The organism is Chitinophaga filiformis (assembly GCF_023100805.1).
In the GTDB taxonomy this organism is placed as follows: Bacteria; Bacteroidota; Bacteroidia; order Chitinophagales; family Chitinophagaceae; genus Chitinophaga; species Chitinophaga filiformis_B.
This window is the reverse complement of the sequence record NZ_CP095855.1, coordinates 6,657,885-6,674,551: the sequence shown is the minus strand read 5'-3', so window position 1 is coordinate 6,674,551 and position 16,667 is coordinate 6,657,885. Positions and strand designations below refer to the sequence as shown.

Annotated in this window: 9 protein-coding genes; 5 read left to right on the top strand and 4 right to left on the bottom strand. The window is 46.5% G+C overall.

Annotation, left to right across the window (positions count from 1 at the left end; genetic code table 11):
* Positions 1-2 precede the first annotated feature (2 nt).
* The 4 genes from MYF79_RS25935 to MYF79_RS25920 all read left to right on the top strand — a co-directional run bounded on the left by MYF79_RS25935 (position 3) and on the right by MYF79_RS25920 (position 10,732).
* The gene (locus MYF79_RS25935; protein WP_247810793.1) at positions 3-2,075 is read left to right on the top strand and encodes a fibronectin type III domain-containing protein; all 2,073 of its coding nucleotides are present in this window, start codon (positions 3-5) and stop codon (positions 2,073-2,075) included.
* Positions 2,076-2,109: 34 nt separating this feature from the next.
* Positions 2,110-3,897: a hypothetical protein gene (locus MYF79_RS25930; protein WP_247810792.1), complete on the top strand. Its 1,788-nt coding sequence runs from the start codon at positions 2,110-2,112 to the stop codon at positions 3,895-3,897.
* 26 nt (positions 3,898-3,923) lie between these two features.
* Positions 3,924-10,124 (top strand): fibronectin type III domain-containing protein, encoded by a 6,201-nt coding sequence (locus MYF79_RS25925; RefSeq protein ID WP_247810791.1) that lies wholly within the window; start codon positions 3,924-3,926, stop codon positions 10,122-10,124.
* A gap of 122 nt (positions 10,125-10,246) precedes the next feature.
* A complete protein-coding gene (locus MYF79_RS25920) occupies positions 10,247-10,732 on the top strand; it encodes an SMI1/KNR4 family protein (protein WP_247810790.1) in 486 nt (161 codons plus the stop codon).
* 139 nt (positions 10,733-10,871) lie between these two features.
* On the opposite strand, the gene MYF79_RS25915 is transcribed toward MYF79_RS25920, so the two are convergent.
* The 4 genes from MYF79_RS25915 to msrA form a co-directional block, all read right to left on the bottom strand.
* Complete coding sequence (locus MYF79_RS25915) at positions 10,872-11,597, bottom strand: hypothetical protein (RefSeq protein WP_247810789.1); 726 nt, start codon at positions 11,595-11,597, stop codon at positions 10,872-10,874.
* A 57-nt stretch (positions 11,598-11,654) separates the two neighbouring features.
* Positions 11,655-12,536, bottom strand: coding sequence for a hypothetical protein (locus tag MYF79_RS25910; RefSeq protein ID WP_247810788.1), 882 nt, complete (start codon positions 12,534-12,536; stop codon positions 11,655-11,657).
* 69 nt (positions 12,537-12,605) lie between these two features.
* Positions 12,606-13,358 carry a hypothetical protein gene (locus MYF79_RS25905; protein ID WP_247810787.1) on the bottom strand — a complete coding sequence of 251 codons (753 nt, stop codon included), beginning with the start codon at positions 13,356-13,358 and terminating at the stop codon, positions 12,606-12,608.
* A gap of 161 nt (positions 13,359-13,519) precedes the next feature.
* Entirely contained in the window at positions 13,520-14,170 is a 651-nt protein-coding gene (gene msrA, locus MYF79_RS25900) for a peptide-methionine (S)-S-oxide reductase MsrA (protein WP_317233093.1), read from the bottom strand.
* Positions 14,171-14,374: 204 nt separating this feature from the next.
* On the opposite strand from msrA, the gene MYF79_RS25895 reads away from it, so the two are divergent.
* A complete protein-coding gene (locus tag MYF79_RS25895; RefSeq protein WP_247810786.1) occupies positions 14,375-16,498 on the top strand; it encodes an endonuclease MutS2 in 2,124 nt (707 codons plus the stop codon).
* The last annotated feature ends 169 nt before the right edge of the window (positions 16,499-16,667 follow it).

Genomic DNA, 16,667 nt, shown 5'->3' with positions numbered 1-16,667 from the left:
ACATGCGTCGTATCCTCTTAACCCTTTTGACTTCAGTGACCTTGTTATGTTGCGGCACAGGTATTTCCTATGGACAGGATAATGAACATAAAATAGTGGGCGTGGCCGATCCAAAGAACGGGAAGGTTCGCCTGCGCTGGTCGCCCGCCAGCTATATAGCCTGGGAGATCGGTAATAAATACGGTTATACGGTTGAACGTTTCACAGTGGCTGCAAACGGTGCGCTGATCAATCGGCCTAAACCGGTAATACTGACCCCTCAGCCATTAAAACCCTATACCCTGCAACGCATGGAAGCCCTTGCAGAAAAGGATGACCGTATCGCTATGATCGCAGAGCTGATCTACGGGGAAGGCGCCAAAAAAGTGACGCCGGAGCAGGGCATCGGTGCTTATATGGAAAGCCAGAACACCAACAACTGGCGGATGGGAATGGCCTTGCTGAACTGCGACCTTTCAATTGCCGCAGCACAGAGCGCGGGCCTGTACCTGGAAGATAGTGATGTGAAAAAAGGAGAGCGTTATGTATATCGCATCGCACCGGCGCAGCAACCACAGAACCTGTTGATAGATACCGCCTATGTGGTAGCATCGCTAGATGAACCAGTTGTGCTGGCAAAGCCACTTGAAATGGCTATTGTCTGCGCAGACAGTACCGCTACCTTAGGCTGGCTCACCAAATTTAACCGTAGCATGTACAGCGCCTATATGGTGGAACGCGCTGCGGATGGCAAAAACTTTAAACCTGTGTCGGAACTGCCTATCCTGCCCACCTCGCCGGATAAGAACGGGTTCTCCTATTACCAGGACTCTCTGCCCGACAATGACAATAAATATACCTATCGCGTAAGGGGGATCACTCCCTTTGGAGAATATGGTCCTTACTCATCGACCGTAGAAGGTATCGGCGTACCAACAGTATCAGACAGGCCCATTATGGATACCATGATCGTGGTGGACAACAAAAAGATCACACTGCAATGGTCCCTGCCGGGTAAATTATCCCGTCAGCTGGATAAACTGATCATCACCCGTGCAGAGAACAGCAAGGGGCCATTCCTGCCGCTGGCAACGTTGAAATCGCCCGCTACCACCTTCACAGATGAAAAGCCGTTTGTCTCCAACTACTACCGCATAAAAGGGATCACGAAGAGTGGTAAAGCCATCTATTCATTCCCCTACCTGGCACAGCTCATAGACAGCATGCCGCCTGCCGTTCCGGTAGGCCTGGCCGGTAAAGTAGATTCCCTTGGTATCGTCACGCTGACCTGGACAAACAACACCGAGAAGGATCTCCAGGGGTACAGGGTGTTCAGGGCTAACAGTACAAAAGAGGAGTTTGTGGAGGTAACCCGTGAAATATTAAAACGTCCTGGCTTCACTGATACCGTAACCCTGCACACACTTACCCCGCATGTATTTTATAAAGTGATCGCGGTAGACAAGAACTTCAACCCATCAGAATATTCGCCCTACGTGATGCTGAGAAGGCCAGATACTATAGCGCCTTCCCGTCCGCTTATTACAAAAGCTTACAGATCTGACAGCCTGCGCGCCATCGTGCTGGAATGGATCAACAGCTCCAGCCATGATGTAGTGAAATATGCCCTCTACAGCATCAATACAAAAGATAGCAGCCGCAGGCAGGTGGCCGCATGGGACACTGCCTCCAAACGGGAAAGCTATACAGATACCGCATTGGTAATGGGTAATACGTACTACTACGAGCTGGAGGTATATGATGATGCCGGCAATCGTGCAAAGGAAATCAGCAGCGATATCTGGTTTGAAACAGGTAAACGTCCTGCGGTGAAAGGCCTCAAAGGAATGGTAAACACGGAAAAGAAGCAGATAGAGTTAAGCTGGCAGTATAATCAGCCGGAAGTAAAACAGTTCCGGATCTATCGTGCAAAGAATGATAATCCTTTTATTCTGTACAGTACAGTAGATGGTACTAAGCCGCAATGGGTAGATAACGAGGTCTTCCTCGGCAATATCTATAAGTATAAAATTACCGCAGTGATGAAGGGCGATGTGAAAGCTGAGATGAGCAGGGTAGTGGAAGTTAAATATTAATCCGGTTATTATCTACCGATAAAAGCATTGCGTTATGAAGCATCGCCAGATATTTTTTATTACAATGATCGGCGCCCTGCTGAGCGGCGCCGGCACCGTAAAAGGCCAGGCGCTTGATCAGTTTGGAGTGAAGAAAGGTGTGACCATGAACGGGTCTGTCAATGCCAGCACCACCGCTTATACAGCCAGTGGCATCGCGAGCCGGAGAGATCCGTTTGCCTGGTATCTCAACGGTAATATCAATATCAATATGTTCGGGTATGATATGCCTTTCTCTTTTAGCTATAGCAACCAGGGAAAGAACTATTCCCAACCCTTTAACCAGTTCCGCTTTGCACCAAGCTATAAGTGGGCGCGCCTGTATGTGGGCAGTACCAGTATGAACTTCAGTAACTATACACTGGCAGGTCATATGTTCAATGGGGTAGGTGTAGAGCTGACGCCCCGGAAATGGCATATCTCAGCTATGTACGGTACCTTGCTGAAGGCGGTTCCATTTGATGTGCTGGCCCCGGAAAGCTACAGCAGGGCCTCATTTGAACGTAAGGGCGCTGGTCTGAAAGTGGCGTATGAAAACGCCGGTAATGCCTATGGCATATCACTCTTCCGCGCTAAAGACGATCCTGCCTCCCTGCCTTTTATACCCGATGATGCTACCATCACGCCGAGAGAGAACGTCGCAGTGGCTTTCACTGTGCGGCAGAGCATCGTGCAGCACATCTTTGTAGATATGGAATATTCCGTGTCTGCCATTAACCGCGATGTACGTGGAGAAAAGAATGCATTTGACAGCAGCAGGGGTACTTCCAACCTGTTGAAGCATTTTTTGTCGCCCACCAACAATACCCGTTACTTCGATGCTATCCAGGCAGGCCTCGGATACAATGGTTCCTTCTACACCGTACAGCTGCGCTATGAAAGAGTAGCGCCCGATTACGTTACCCTGGGCGCCTATAATGTGGTGAACGATATGCGTAACATCACCGTGGCACCTTCATTCAAGCTGTTCAACGGTAAAGTGAACCTCTCTGCCAATGCGGGTATGCAGGTCAATAACCTGGACAAGAGCAAGAGCAGTGACGCCAAACGCTGGGTGGTGAACGGAAACGCGAGCGTCGCGGCGGGTGAACACTGGGTGCTGAACGGCGGTTATTCCAACTTCAGCAACTATACCCGTGTAAGGCCACAGATAGATCCGTATTTTAACAACCCGATGGATACCCTGGATTTCTACCAGGTGAACAATACCTACAATGGCATGGTGATGTATCATGCCGGCGATAAGGAGCGGCAACAGGCTATTACGCTGAACTCCTCCTACCAGTATGCCAGCGACAGAAGCAGTGCAGATACTACCGCTATACTTAGTAAATTCTTTACTTCGAATGTCAGCTATTCCTATAGCCTGCCACCGAAAGATCTTACTATGAGCGCTTCGGTGAACTATTATAAGAACTCCGCAGCCGGATTGAGCACCACCTTCATGGGGCCCGGTGTGAATGTCAATAAGCAGTTCCTGGAAAAAACATTGCGTACAGGTGTTTCTGCGGTATACAACGTGACGTCCGCCAAAAACACAACAGGAGAGGGGCTGACCACCACCACCAATAGTACCCTGTTCAATACAGGACTGAATATCAATTACAGTCCCAGGAGCAAACAATCGGAAGCGGTTGCAGATGGGGAGGGTAAGCGGAAGTTCTTCAGCAAACAGACACATACATTTGGCGCTACCATTTCCTGGGTATTGCGCGGCGCTACCACCAACCAGCCGGGTTATAACGAACTGACAAGCACGATCAACTATACCTATTCATTTTGACAACGATGTTTAATCATATCCTGAGGATGTCCCATATATACCGTTACGTTCTGTGCCTGCTGCTGTTGGCTGCAGGTATAACAAACGTGAAAGCCCAGCAATATCCTGTTACTGCCAGTACACAGATCATACCGCCTTACAGCGTTTACCTGCCCGACTATGCCGTAGCGGGCAGCGACAAGCTGCGTGTGATACTGGTGCAGAATGACCTGACGCTGCCCAGCTATAATGTAAGGCTGCGGATGACGGTAGAACAGAATGGAACTGTCATTATGCGGACAGCCACTGCGTTCAACCCCAGACCGCTTTCCCTGAGCCCGGGTATTCCTACTATTATAGGTGGAATAGATCTGGCCGATTATCTTAACCCCGCCAATATTGAATACAGTGGAGGATTCAGCCGGAACGAGTATGAAAAGACCCGTTCCCTGCCTGAAGGTGCATACCGCATTTCCTTCACTGCATATGACTATAGCCGTCCGCAGGTACAGGTGAGTAATATGGGCTCCAACGTCTTCTTCTTCCGGAAGAGCGATCCGCCATTGTTAAACCTGCCTATCTGTAACAGCCGTGTGGAGAAACTGGATCCGCAGTTCCTCACCTTTAACTGGAGCAGCCGCAATTCCCCTAATCCTATACTGGGAAGCGGTACTGAATATGTATTCTCGCTGTATGAAGTAAGGCCTGCCGGCAGCAATCCTGATTATATTGTACGCAGCGCCAAACCCATTTATACATTAGTTACCGAGACCAATACGATCGTATACGGCCCTGGGGAACCTCAGCTCAGGGACAGTATGCAATACGTGTGGACAGTACAGGCCCGCGATAAAAGTGGCAGGGACATGTTCAGCAACCAGGGGCTGAGCCTGAGCTGTACCTTCACTTATCTTGGAAAAAATCCATTCACACAGAATAATGTACCTAAACCGGTACTGAAAGGCCGCGCTACAGGCGAACGCAGTCTGCGTTTCAGCTGGCCGCTGGCGGATGCCAACTACCAGGTAGAAGCTTATCGCCTGCAATACCGTGCTGCCAAAATGGGCGATACAGAATTTGACTGGCAGACGGAAGAAAAGCAGTCAGATACCGCATTCACGGTCAACAGCCTGGAACCTAACCGTGCATACGAAGGCAGACTGCAATGGAAGATTGGGGGTGTGTACGGGCCTTTTAGTGATGTTGTGACCATTAAAACTGATTCGGCGAAGGCCTTTGTATGCGGAGATGTCAGCTTACTCGCTGCGCTGGACAATCAGACGCCACAGGCTTCATTAAGCCCTGGCAAGATCGTCCGTGTAGGCAATTTTGATATCATCCTGACCGAAGTAAGTGGCGGTAATGGCAAGTTTACCGGTAAAGGCCGTGTGATCACACTGGGATTTGGTATCGGGCTGCAGATGGAATTTAAAGACATCACTGTCAATACCGACCTGAAAGTAATAGCAGGCCAGGTAACGGCTGTAACAGAAAGTATCGACAAGTTTGTAAGCGATAAACTGGATGAGCAGCATGGCGGTAATGATGTAGGTGGTGTCGTGAATGGCGATCTCATACCGGATATCACTACCAAACTGAAGATCTTCTCACCAGCCAATATCAAGGTAAATACTGATGCCGGTACTATTACGCTCACCGACAGTAATACCGGCCAGGAAGAAGTGATCAACTACAAAGACAAGGGTAAGACCTTGCCGCTGGTATTGGAAGATGCAGATGGTAACATGTATAATATCGACAAAGGTGGTAAGGTAACTTCCATCGGTAAGCGCGATAATACCATCACTTCTGCAGTACTCGAATCCCTGAAAACCTTACAGCCCGATAAAGGCACTGTAACCTTTACACCGGGTACAGGCAACGTGTATGCATTTGATACCTGGAAGAGCAGCTATGCCGGTAAAACCAATGTAGAGCGCGAATATGAATCGCTGGCAGGTGGTAAATACCATGTAAGCGCTAAGGCTATTGTGCCGGATGCACAGGAGGAAGTGATCGCTACATTGACGAATGCAGCCAGCGGTATCACTGCTTCCAAACTGAAGTTCATTACAGGTAAAGGCATCGTACTGACAGCGAAAGATAATGGTAATAATACCTTCACCATTAACCTGACCGGTGGTCCTGGTGGTGATGCACAGGAAATATACGCTGCTCATCCGGATGGTAATGGTGGCTACATCAGCCTGGGTAAACTGCTGGTACCAAGCTACAAGCCAATACAGAAAACACTGGTGCTGGTGCCAATAGGTGCACAGACCCCTGTAGCTGCAGAGCAGATAAAAACTGCCCTGAAGGATACCTATGGCAAACTGGGTATTACATATACCGTACAGGTAGATGAAAGCTTCCGCTATAACAGGACATGGGATAAGAACGGCGACAGCGTGCTGCAGGATAAGGGAAGTGCATTCCTGAGCAATGATTTCACCGGTGAGGAGAAGGCGCTGAAGAAAGCGTATAAGAAGGCGACCAAGATAGATGATAATGCTGTATATCTGTTCCTGGTGAATGAAGCAGCATTGTCTGATGGTGACCTGACAGGTAAAATGCCTCGGGGCAGCCAGTATGGTTTCATATTCACGAAACAGGCATCAGAAGCGACTATTGTTCGTACGGTGGTGCATGAGATCGGGCATGGCGATTATACGCTGGAGCATACGTTTAGTACCAATGTGGGGCTGGAGAAGAGTGCGACAGATAACCTGATGGATTATGGCACTGGCTATGGGTTGATCAAGTATCAGTGGGATGTGTTGCATGATCCGGGAAGTGTATGGGGCGTGTTTGAAGATGATGATGCGGGGGATAACTATACCGCGATATATATCGCCCGGGACTTTCTCAATGCAGATAGCACGACGGTATCTTTCCTGACACCGGCGGGTACCATACTGGTAGTACCATTTGATAATTTGAGCAATGTAGAGTTCCAGTACGGTGCCATCAAGATTAAGGACGGGAAGGACCAGTTTGATCCTGAAATAACGGTAGGTGCTGTCAAGAGTTTTAGATTGAAGACCGGCGATCCTATGTTCCTGAATTATGAATTTGTTGTTGCAGATGGTGTATATAAAAATGCGGTAGGTGATGAGTTTAAACAAAATGTTGAAAACCCTGCAAAGGTGGAAGGTTTTGTTTATCCTGTTCAATGTGGTGCTGTGTACAAATTGCTGAAATTTAGCAGAAGGGATCTGCCTTTTTACAAAAAAGGAGATTTGAAGCTGACGTTTAGCGAGATGGCAGAAAGGTTCACGCCATTCAAGGATCAAACGCAGATGCCAATGCATCATGAAAATCCTATTACCCACGCTTCAGAGGTAATTGAACAGGAAGTAACTGCAGGAAGGACCCTTGGGTGTCTGTATTGTATTACGGATGTCACAGTTAGTATGACGGCGAAGCATTGTCGCGAGAGTGAATATATCTGGATAGATAAGTTGGCGCAGATGAGGAATGTTTATCCTGACTATTTCGAACGTTTTACACAGCCTTATACAGTCAAATTTGGATCAACGCTTGCGAATAATGTTGTAACCAAATTAGGAAACTGGGAAGTACCAGAGACTATAACTGCATATGTTCCATCAGGAGATCCAGGTATTCCTGGTGCCGACAGAACGGTGTATGATTATCAGTATCCGTGGGGCAAATATTTGATTGACCATCCTGATATTAAGTCAGCATATGGAAAGGATGATATCTTATTCTTTAAGACTTTCTATGCTGAGTTTATTAAGTATATCAATACTTCGCTGGTGGAGGACCAGGACTTTTGGGATAAATTTAACAGAAACACGCCGGTTAAGGACATATTTATACAACTGAAGAATGATCCTATATTCCACCTGCAAACAATTTCAGTAGACAAACGTGGACTGGCACTGAAGATGATGACACAAGATTACGAGAATCGTGATCTGGATTTTTTTGAAGGGAAAGATCAGTCATACATACGCTTACTAAGCAGTTTCGTCGCGGATAAACAAGCCGGCGCAATGCTGAAATATATCGAGGATAGTATTACTGTCAGGGCCATTTACGACCTGTTTGTGGACAATGGTAAGCCGGAAGCATCTCAAATGGATGTCCTGATGGCATTGAGTAACATGATAACATTGTCAAAACACTTCAACTATCTTGAAGAGGAGATAGGTGATCAACTAAATAAACCCGAGCTGGTTGCCAAAGTAGAAGCAGATCTGTTACAGTTCTCAAATGCGGACATCGAATTTGAAACAAAGAACAAGCTTTTTATAAACAACAAACTGTATAACTATAACGACTACGTTTCAGTAGAAGTTGTGGGCTCCTTTCAAATGGGAGGCCAAATGATTCCGAAAGGACAATTGCTGCAAATGCCGGCTATACAGGTTGCATTAATGGCAACTATTGCCGACACGAGGAAGACAGAAAAGCAAGTCACCCTGGCGGTTGATCTTGGTATGATGGTAATTGGAATGGGTGAGATGTCTGTCTTCCTCGATGCGGGGAAATATATACAAAAGGTCATTGCCGTTGCTGATATGGTAGGGTCTGCTGGAAACCTTACATTGCAACTGATAAACTATGATGCGCTGTCGCCGGAATGGAGAACAACACTGCAGGTAGCAAGTTTTGCCTTGTCCATTCCCAGCATGGCAAAAGCGGCTCCAAAAGTTCAAAGATATGTAGAAGACCTTGATTTATTGCTTGATGCCAGAAGGGCTCATAATGCAACGATGAGGGAACTGATGGAGTTGGAAAGAATAGGGTCGGGACTGAGTGAATCCGCCGGGGTTATGGATATTATATCAGATGGGAAACAAATTGGAAAAAGAGCAGTATCGATGGATAGGCCGGCGGATATTGAGCTGGTGAAGAAACGCCTGGACAGGGGGGCGATTGATAATAATATCTACATAGTAGTACATGGAAAGGGAAATAAGTTTAATATCATCCACCAGGGTACGGAGATAGAAATGGATCATAGATCCCTCGCCAGATGGATTAAAAAACAAGGATTCCCTGAAGACAAACAACTGGTGTTGCTTTCATGTGGTGATATTGAAACAGCGCAGGACGTAGCACGTAATGCGAAAGTTTCGATTGTTGCGAATGATGGAGTTGTGAAAGTGTACGATAATGGAGTAATAGAGGCTGAAAATGGATTTAAGTATATAGATAAAAATGGCAATATTGATAAAAATAGGAAGGTATTGGTTGGAGAACAGAAGCCAGCCGGTAAAAGGCCGATCCGACTTGGTCCAGCCATGCCCAGAACGGGATCAGCGGCGGAAATTATTGAGAACTTTGGTGTAACTGCCGAAGTTGCAGAGAAATTGGCCGCTAATAACGCATTTGTAAGTGCATATAGAGCCATACAACGTGCAGATGATGGCTTTATGAAGCCGGGTGGAAACTTCATGGTTAGGTTACAGCGTGCAGTAGAAGAAGCCGGAGAGACGACTAAAGCGAGAACTATTTTATTGCAAAAATTCGCTGATGACGAGGAACTTTTCGGGAACGTTTATAATAAAATGAAGGAGGCAGAAACATATGCGGAGGAGGCAAGGAAACTTTTAAACACCGGAGAATCCGCGGACGAACTCGCAACAAAAATGGTGACCGCAAGAAAGGAATTAACCAAGTTATTCAAGAAGCATAAGGATGTTAATGTCAGCTTTGGTGTTTATGGACTCTTCAATAATGGCATAACAAATCATCTTCCTCTTACTGAGGAACAAATAAACTTGATCACTAAGGTGAGGACACAGCTAGGAATTTCTGCGGATAAGAATATTCTTATTACGCGTGTTAATATAAAAGGTAAGCAAGACCCCGAATTCTTAATTGCAGTTAGTGGACGTAATAGCGAAACGGATGGACTTGAGGCTAAGGTACTTAGTGGACTTAGTAAAGAAAAGGATGGATTTGATGGTATAGTAGTTATGGACGTGCGGGAAGGCGTTAGGAGTTACCATCAAATTGAGGTAGGCGAAGGGAAGGGACTGCGTATTCAGGATACCGAATCTAAGGTCGCTGAATGGTATTTGTGGAGAACGGATAAGAACTATTCAGGCCCTGCGACGAAAATAGAGGAGGGTGACATAGAATCAATAGAATTTATTAGTGATAGGCCAGTATGTCCGTCGTGCTATAATGTACTCGGGATGTTTAAAAAGAAGTTTAAGCTTCCGACTGAGAAAATGACAGTTTATGAAGGGAAGTATGCAGTAGGCAAATAGGTGATGCAATAAATTAACGGATGGTGGGTTGCCCCTCTTATGCAAAATGTATTTGAGGTGATGGCAAGACTAAGATTCGGGGAAAAAATAATAATTTAGAAAAGTAAATATATGAGAAGATAATGGCTGCAGAATATCGATATATGAACTTCCTCCTGGGGTATAAGGAGCATGCTGAAGAAGAAGATGCCTGTACCGAAGAGGAGGTAAGGAAAATAGAAGAAAAATTGGGAGTTAAATTCCCCCAAAGCTATCGTGAAGTATATCTTATTCTTGGTGAATGGTGGGGATTCAATTTTATTGATGATAACAGTTATCAATTTCCGCAGTTTGAAGAAATGAGGGCGGGTGCAGAAAACATCATTGCACGAAACAAAACCGATTTTGTGCTGGACAAGAATATGTTTGTCTTTGGTTGTTTTCTGGATAATGCAATTGTTTATTTCTTTAAACTAGATGAAGGCGATGATCCCCCCGTATATTGGTACCAGGGAGGAGTCAAAGATTATGAATTGCTTGCAAACAGTTTTTCATCTTTTGTCGAGGCGCAGGCCTGGTATAAAGGCTATCTTCTTATAAAAAAAGATAAGGAATCCGGAAGGACGTAACAAGAATTTTCTACTAATAAAAAAGCTGACTGAAGCCAATGGCCTTACCATTTCCCTTCAGTCAGCTTTTATTTTTCCCCTTCCGGGCATTTATACCTTTTTCAGCGAATAAAACATCACTGTAAAACAACAACATCAATCAGAACGGCCATAAATCATCATACCCATGACGTCTGCGAGGAGTGGTCAGGAATTTGTACAGACGCTCCTTGTCACGCTCCATCCCCCTTTGCTCTTGGTCTGCATCATGAATCAGCGTACACAGCGCATGAACATCCTGTTGGGTCGGCATATCGACCGTTAGCTCACAGAGATCGCAGACCATCGTCAATGATGTCGGTAAGTCCCGGTTGACCAGTGCCTTGATGACCTTCACCACCAATGCCGCATAGCTGGAACGGAATTCCAGGAATTCGCCCGGCAGATAGTTCATGTTACTGATTGTCGATACGTCCGTATATGCTAAGAGGTCGGTAAATTCGAAGGGGTCGTACATCACCAGTTTATGATGCAGCGCTGCCAGTTTCGTCCTCATTTCTTCCAGGTAAAGGAGGATCTCATCATTGGCCTGCATTCTGTGCCCGCTGTTAAGCAGGACCGGATTCGCCGCTATACCACCCATCAGGTTGGTGTCTTTCTGCTCAAATGCCTTACATATAGCTGCAATGTACACTTCCCGGAAGTAGGGTGAAATAAACGCCAAGAACACAGGATCTGTATAGATCGCTTCCTTTGCGAATCTTGCGTTTTCTTGTATGGAGCCCGTTTCGAGGAAATGACTCAGTGTAGCGTCATTATTGATAGCTGCGCGGAATGCTTTCTCCTGTTCAGAGATATCCGCAGTTGCGGATGGTTCGTATTTCATGGGTATTGGATGTAAGAGTTTGTATCTTCGAAACGTATCGTGTATGCCTTTACAAGGTTAACGACGATAACGGGGATAAGAATAGTAAGAAGGTGAATGATAAGAGCGGCTGCGGTACCCTCTGTCATTCCAGCCGAATAGCATCCTGATGATGATAACGATGAAGACGATGATGCCTATTACTATATTACGAATGATCCGGCTGAAGCCGCCGGATTCGCTGGAATTACCGGAGTTACCGGAATTGTGAGATCTGTCAGGCTCTCTGTAAGGACGGGCATCATCAGCGTCTTGTTTAACAATGCTTTCCGGCCGGTTTGCGTGGAGATGCTGATACAGCGCCTTCACCTCCTTTGATGTTTGTATATCAACCCTGAGTTGACGCAGATCTATAACGATCTTCATTGAGGTCAGCAGGTTCTGTTCAACCAGTGCGTTAATCACCTTCATGATCACCTGCGCATAGTTGGAACGGAATTCCAGGAATTCGCCCGGCAGGTAATTGAGATTACAGATAGTTGATGTGCCGGTATGCTCAGTCAGGATAACGTCGTCAACGGCTCCCTGCATCTGCAGCGTAGCGTGAAACAATGTCAATACCGATTTCCTTTGTTCCAGGTAAACCAGGATATCATCAAAAGCCTGTTTCCTGTAGGCATCGTCCAGTAAAATAGTATTCACTGCTATGTCACTCATCAGGATGGTATCTTTCTGATCAAAGGCCCTGATAATAGCATTTACATACACTTCGTGGAAATAAGGGGAGATGAAAGCCAGGAATGTGGGATCCCTGTAGATCGCCTCTTTTGCGAATTTCGCATTGGGGCGTATGAAACCGGTTTCGAGGAAATTGCTCAGCGCAGGGTCATTGCTGATAGCGGTGCGGTACGTCTTCTCCTGTTCGGATATATTTGCTGCCGCGGATTGCTTGTATTTCATGGGTCATGGGTTATATAGCAGGTAGCAGTTTGCAGGATTGGCGGATGGCACAATCCTGCAAACGATATCTTAATTTGAGAATATCAGTATCAGCTTAATGATAAAAATGATAATCCCGATGATTGTCATTACTATTTTACCTGTACTCATCTCACCACCGCCGCCGGAAAGACCTTCCACGGCGCTCGCCTTCTGACTTGCATTCTCCAGTTGCTGATACAGGGCATCAGCATCGTATGTAGTCTGGGCATCACATTTCAGCTGGCGCAGGTCGGTTGCCATGTTCAATGCGGCCTGGAAATCGCGGTTTACCTGCCAGCGTATTACTTTGAGTATTTCCCTGGCATAGGCAGAACGGAAGTCCTGGAATTCGGCAGGCAGGTAGTTCAGGTTCGCAATGGTCATGATGCCGGCGTATTCCGACAGATCAAGCAGCGCAATAGCCTCTCCTAAATGTAGTTTATTGCTCAGTGATATCAGTTTCATTTTCTGTTCTTCCAGGTATGCCAGGATCTGATCAAAAGCCTGTTTTTTATACGCATCATCCAGCAGGATAGGGTTTGCTGCCACATCACTCATCAGGTTCGTGTCTTTCAGATCAAAGGCCCTTAGTATGGCCTTCACATAGACATCCTGGAAATAAGGGGAAATAAATGCGAGGAACGCGGGATCCTTATAGATCTCTTCTTTGGAGAATTTTCCGTTCTTACGCATACTGCCCGTTTCGAGGAAAAAAGTCAGCGCAGGGTCGTTGCTGATAAAGGAACGAAATGCCTTCTCCTGTTCGGAGATGTTCGCACCTGCAGATGGTTCATATTTCATGGGTATGTGGTATATAGAGCTTAACAGTTCGTAGGGATAATGTCTTGTCCTGCTGCAATATACCTTTATTTTAAGATATGTAAAACTCTCAGATAAGGAGTAAAACACAAAGCGAATGACCGGCAGGCCATTCGCTTTGAAAAATGTTGTATTACAATAAGTTAGTTCTTCTTTAACTTATCTTTAAACACCTTTTTGAATTTCTCCAGTTTCGGCTGGATCACAAAGTGGCAATAAGGCTGGGAGCCATTTTCATTGTAGTAGTTCTGGTGATAGTCCTCGGCCTTGTAAAAAGCGGTCATAGGTGCTATTTCCGTTACCACCGGCTTGTCATAGGCGCCCGAATGCTGCAGTTTTTCCTTGTACAGTTCCGCCAGTTTGTGCTGATCTTCATTGTGATAAAAGATAACGGAACGGTATTGTGTGCCTACATCATTGCCCTGCCTGTTCAACTGGGTAGGGTCATGGCTCTGCCAGAATGCCTGCAACAGCTCTTCATAGCTGATCTTGGAAGGATCGTAGGTTACCTGTATCACTTCTGCGTGACCGGTAGTACCGCTGCTTACTTCTTCGTAGGTCGGATTCGGAACCGTGCCGCCGGCGTAACCGGATTCTACTTTTGTTACCCCATCCAGGTACTGGAACTGTGCTTCCGTGCACCAGAAACAGCCGCCCCCGAATGTCGCTTTTTCAGTTTTAACGTTGTTGCTGACTTCCATATCTCCTGGTACTTTGTCTTTTGATTTTCCGCCCTGTGCACAGGCACTGATAGTTAGTGCCAGTAAACAGCTTAATAATGAGTATCTTCGCATGATTTAAATTGTTGATGATGGCATTTGAAGTCAAGGGCTCAGATACCCTCAACAAGTTAAATTACGACAAGAATAACGGATTAGATCACCAAGTTAAGTAACTTTAACATTCCTTTTGCCCGGACCGTAAAGCTACGGTACGGCAATGGCCAATTTTAACCGTCTGTAAACAAAGGGTTTACAGGCTTTGTATGGATAAGTAAGATGAAATATTTTCCCGATTCAGCACTGGTTCAGCTGGAATTTGACAAGGTACAGGCTTTGTTAAAGGAGCATTGTAAAACCGAGTTGGGTAAACAGATGGCAGATGACCTGCGTTTGCACACCCATATTGATTACGTCAGAACGGCCCTTCAACAGGCCCATGAATACAAGCAGCTTACTTTGCTGCAGGAGCATTTTCCCAACGATTATGTACTGAACCTGAAAAATGAGCTTCGGATGCTGGGCATTCAGGGTGCGGTACTCAGTGGAGAACAGATCATGCTGCTGCGCAAACTGGCAGAAAGTATGCACAGTATCGTACGTTTCTTTGATCACGACAGGCGCGTACAGTACGCCGGCTTGTTCAGCGTGATCACGCATACCCACTATGAAAAGAAGATCACTGCCCTGATTGACGAAGTGCTCGACGAGAACGGAGATGTGCGCGATAATGCCACTCCCGAACTGGCGAAGATCCGTATGAGCCTCTTCCGTAAAAGGAATGAACTGCGCCGCGCATTCGACCGTGTGCTCAGTAAACTCAGCAAACTGGGTTACCTGGCCGATACCGAGGAGGCCTTCCTCAATGGCAGAAGGGTAGTGGCCGTCTACGCTGAAAACAAGCGTATGGTGAAAGGTATCCAGCACGGAGAGTCTGATACCCGCCGTACTACTTTCATAGAGCCGGAAGAAACGATTGAGCTGAACAACGACGTAATGTCCCTTGAAAGAGAGGAAAGCAAGGAGGTCTACAAGATCCTGCGTACACTGACTGCTGCACTCAGCCAGCATGCACAGCTGCTCAACAATTATCACGAGATCCTCGGACTGTACGACTTTATCAGGGCAAAGGCCAAACTGGCGCTGGACATGGACGGTAATTACCCCATGCTCTCGCCGCATGCGCAACTGCACCTGGTAGAAGCCTATCACCCCCTGCTGTTGTTATACAACCGTCGTAATCAGAAACCGACTATCCCGGTGAACCTCACCCTGGACAAGGACAACCATATCCTGGTGATCAGTGGTCCTAACGCCGGTGGTAAAACGGTCACCATGAAAACGGTGGGCCTGATCCAGCTTATGTTGCAGGCCGGCCTGCTGGTGCCGGTACATCCCAGCTCACAACTAGGCATCTTCCGGCAGCTGATGATCCACATCGGTGACACGCAGTCGCTGGAGTTTGAATTGAGTACATACAGCTCCCACCTGAGGAACATGAAATATTTCATGGAAAATGCCAATGGCAAGACCCTGTTCTTTATCGATGAACTGGGAAGTGGTTCCGACCCTAACCTGGGGGGCGCCTTTGCTGAGGTGATCATGGAGGAAATGGCCAAGAAACACGCTTTTGGGATCGTAACCACCCACTATCTGAACCTGAAGGTCATGGCCAATAAGGTAAAAGGTATCATCAACGGGGCAATGGGCTTTGACGAAGAGAACCTGCTGCCCATGTATAAACTGATCGTCGGTAAGCCGGGTAGTTCCTATACGTTCTCCATTGCACAGCGTATCGGTTTACATCCTGCGCTGATATCCCGCGCCAAGAACCTGGTGGATGAAGGGCATTTCCAGCTGGATAAACTGCTGAATAAAGCCGAACAGGACCTCCAGAAGATTGAGGCCAAGGAGAAGGAACTGCAGAAGCTCCTGAAAGAAAATGAAAAGCTGAAGCGTGAATATGAGATCCTCTCCGACAAGGAAAGGAAAACACAGCAATTCACCACCCTCAAGCTCCAGAATAAGATCAAGGAAGAGGAACTGCAATACCTGAAGGATATGGAGCGCAAGATGAAGCAGATCGTGATAGAGTGGAAGCGTACCGACGACAAGCAGAAAGTGCTCAAGCAGGCCGAGGCATTGTTATTCCGTAAAAAGGAAAAGCAGATCAACGAGCGCTTCGAAAAGAAAGTGCAGGAGAAATTCCTTGAAGTAGTAGGAGGGGACCTCAAACTGGGCGACCAGGTGAAAATAAAAAGTAATGGCCAGGTAGGAAAGCTGATGGAGATCCGCGACAAACGTGGCATCGTCAAGCTGGGGAACATCCCGATGAACGTACCTATGGCCGACCTGGTACTGGTAAAAGAGCGACCCAAGGAAGCGAAGGAAACAGCAAAGTAATTGCTACCGACCGCCATCCCATACTGAAACCGAAGCTACTTAGCGTTAAAAGAATAAAAATCGGGTGTACCAGCGCAACTTGGTACACCCGATTTTTATTTAACAGATGACAATAAAAAGACATACAAAAGAACAATTTGATTTTATTTAGCCGGCTAATTATTATATT

Bases quoted from the DNA above. Each gene is read 5' to 3' on its own strand.
- MYF79_RS25935 (WP_247810793.1), top strand. From the start codon at position 3: ATGCGTCGTATCCTCTTAACCCTTTTGACTTCAGTGACCTTGTTATGT.
- MYF79_RS25930 (WP_247810792.1), top strand. From the start codon at position 2,110: ATGAAGCATCGCCAGATATTTTTTATTACAATGATCGGCGCCCTGCTG.
- MYF79_RS25925 (WP_247810791.1), top strand. From the start codon at position 3,924: ATGTCCCATATATACCGTTACGTTCTGTGCCTGCTGCTGTTGGCTGCA.
- MYF79_RS25920 (WP_247810790.1), top strand. From the start codon at position 10,247: ATGGCTGCAGAATATCGATATATGAACTTCCTCCTGGGGTATAAGGAG.
- MYF79_RS25915 (WP_247810789.1), bottom strand. From the start codon at position 11,597: ATGAAATACGAACCATCCGCAACTGCGGATATCTCTGAACAGGAGAAA.
- MYF79_RS25910 (WP_247810788.1), bottom strand. From the start codon at position 12,536: ATGAAATACAAGCAATCCGCGGCAGCAAATATATCCGAACAGGAGAAG.
- MYF79_RS25905 (WP_247810787.1), bottom strand. From the start codon at position 13,358: ATGAAATATGAACCATCTGCAGGTGCGAACATCTCCGAACAGGAGAAG.
- msrA (WP_317233093.1), bottom strand. From the start codon at position 14,170: ATGCGAAGATACTCATTATTAAGCTGTTTACTGGCACTAACTATCAGT.
- MYF79_RS25895 (WP_247810786.1), top strand. From the start codon at position 14,375: ATGAAATATTTTCCCGATTCAGCACTGGTTCAGCTGGAATTTGACAAG.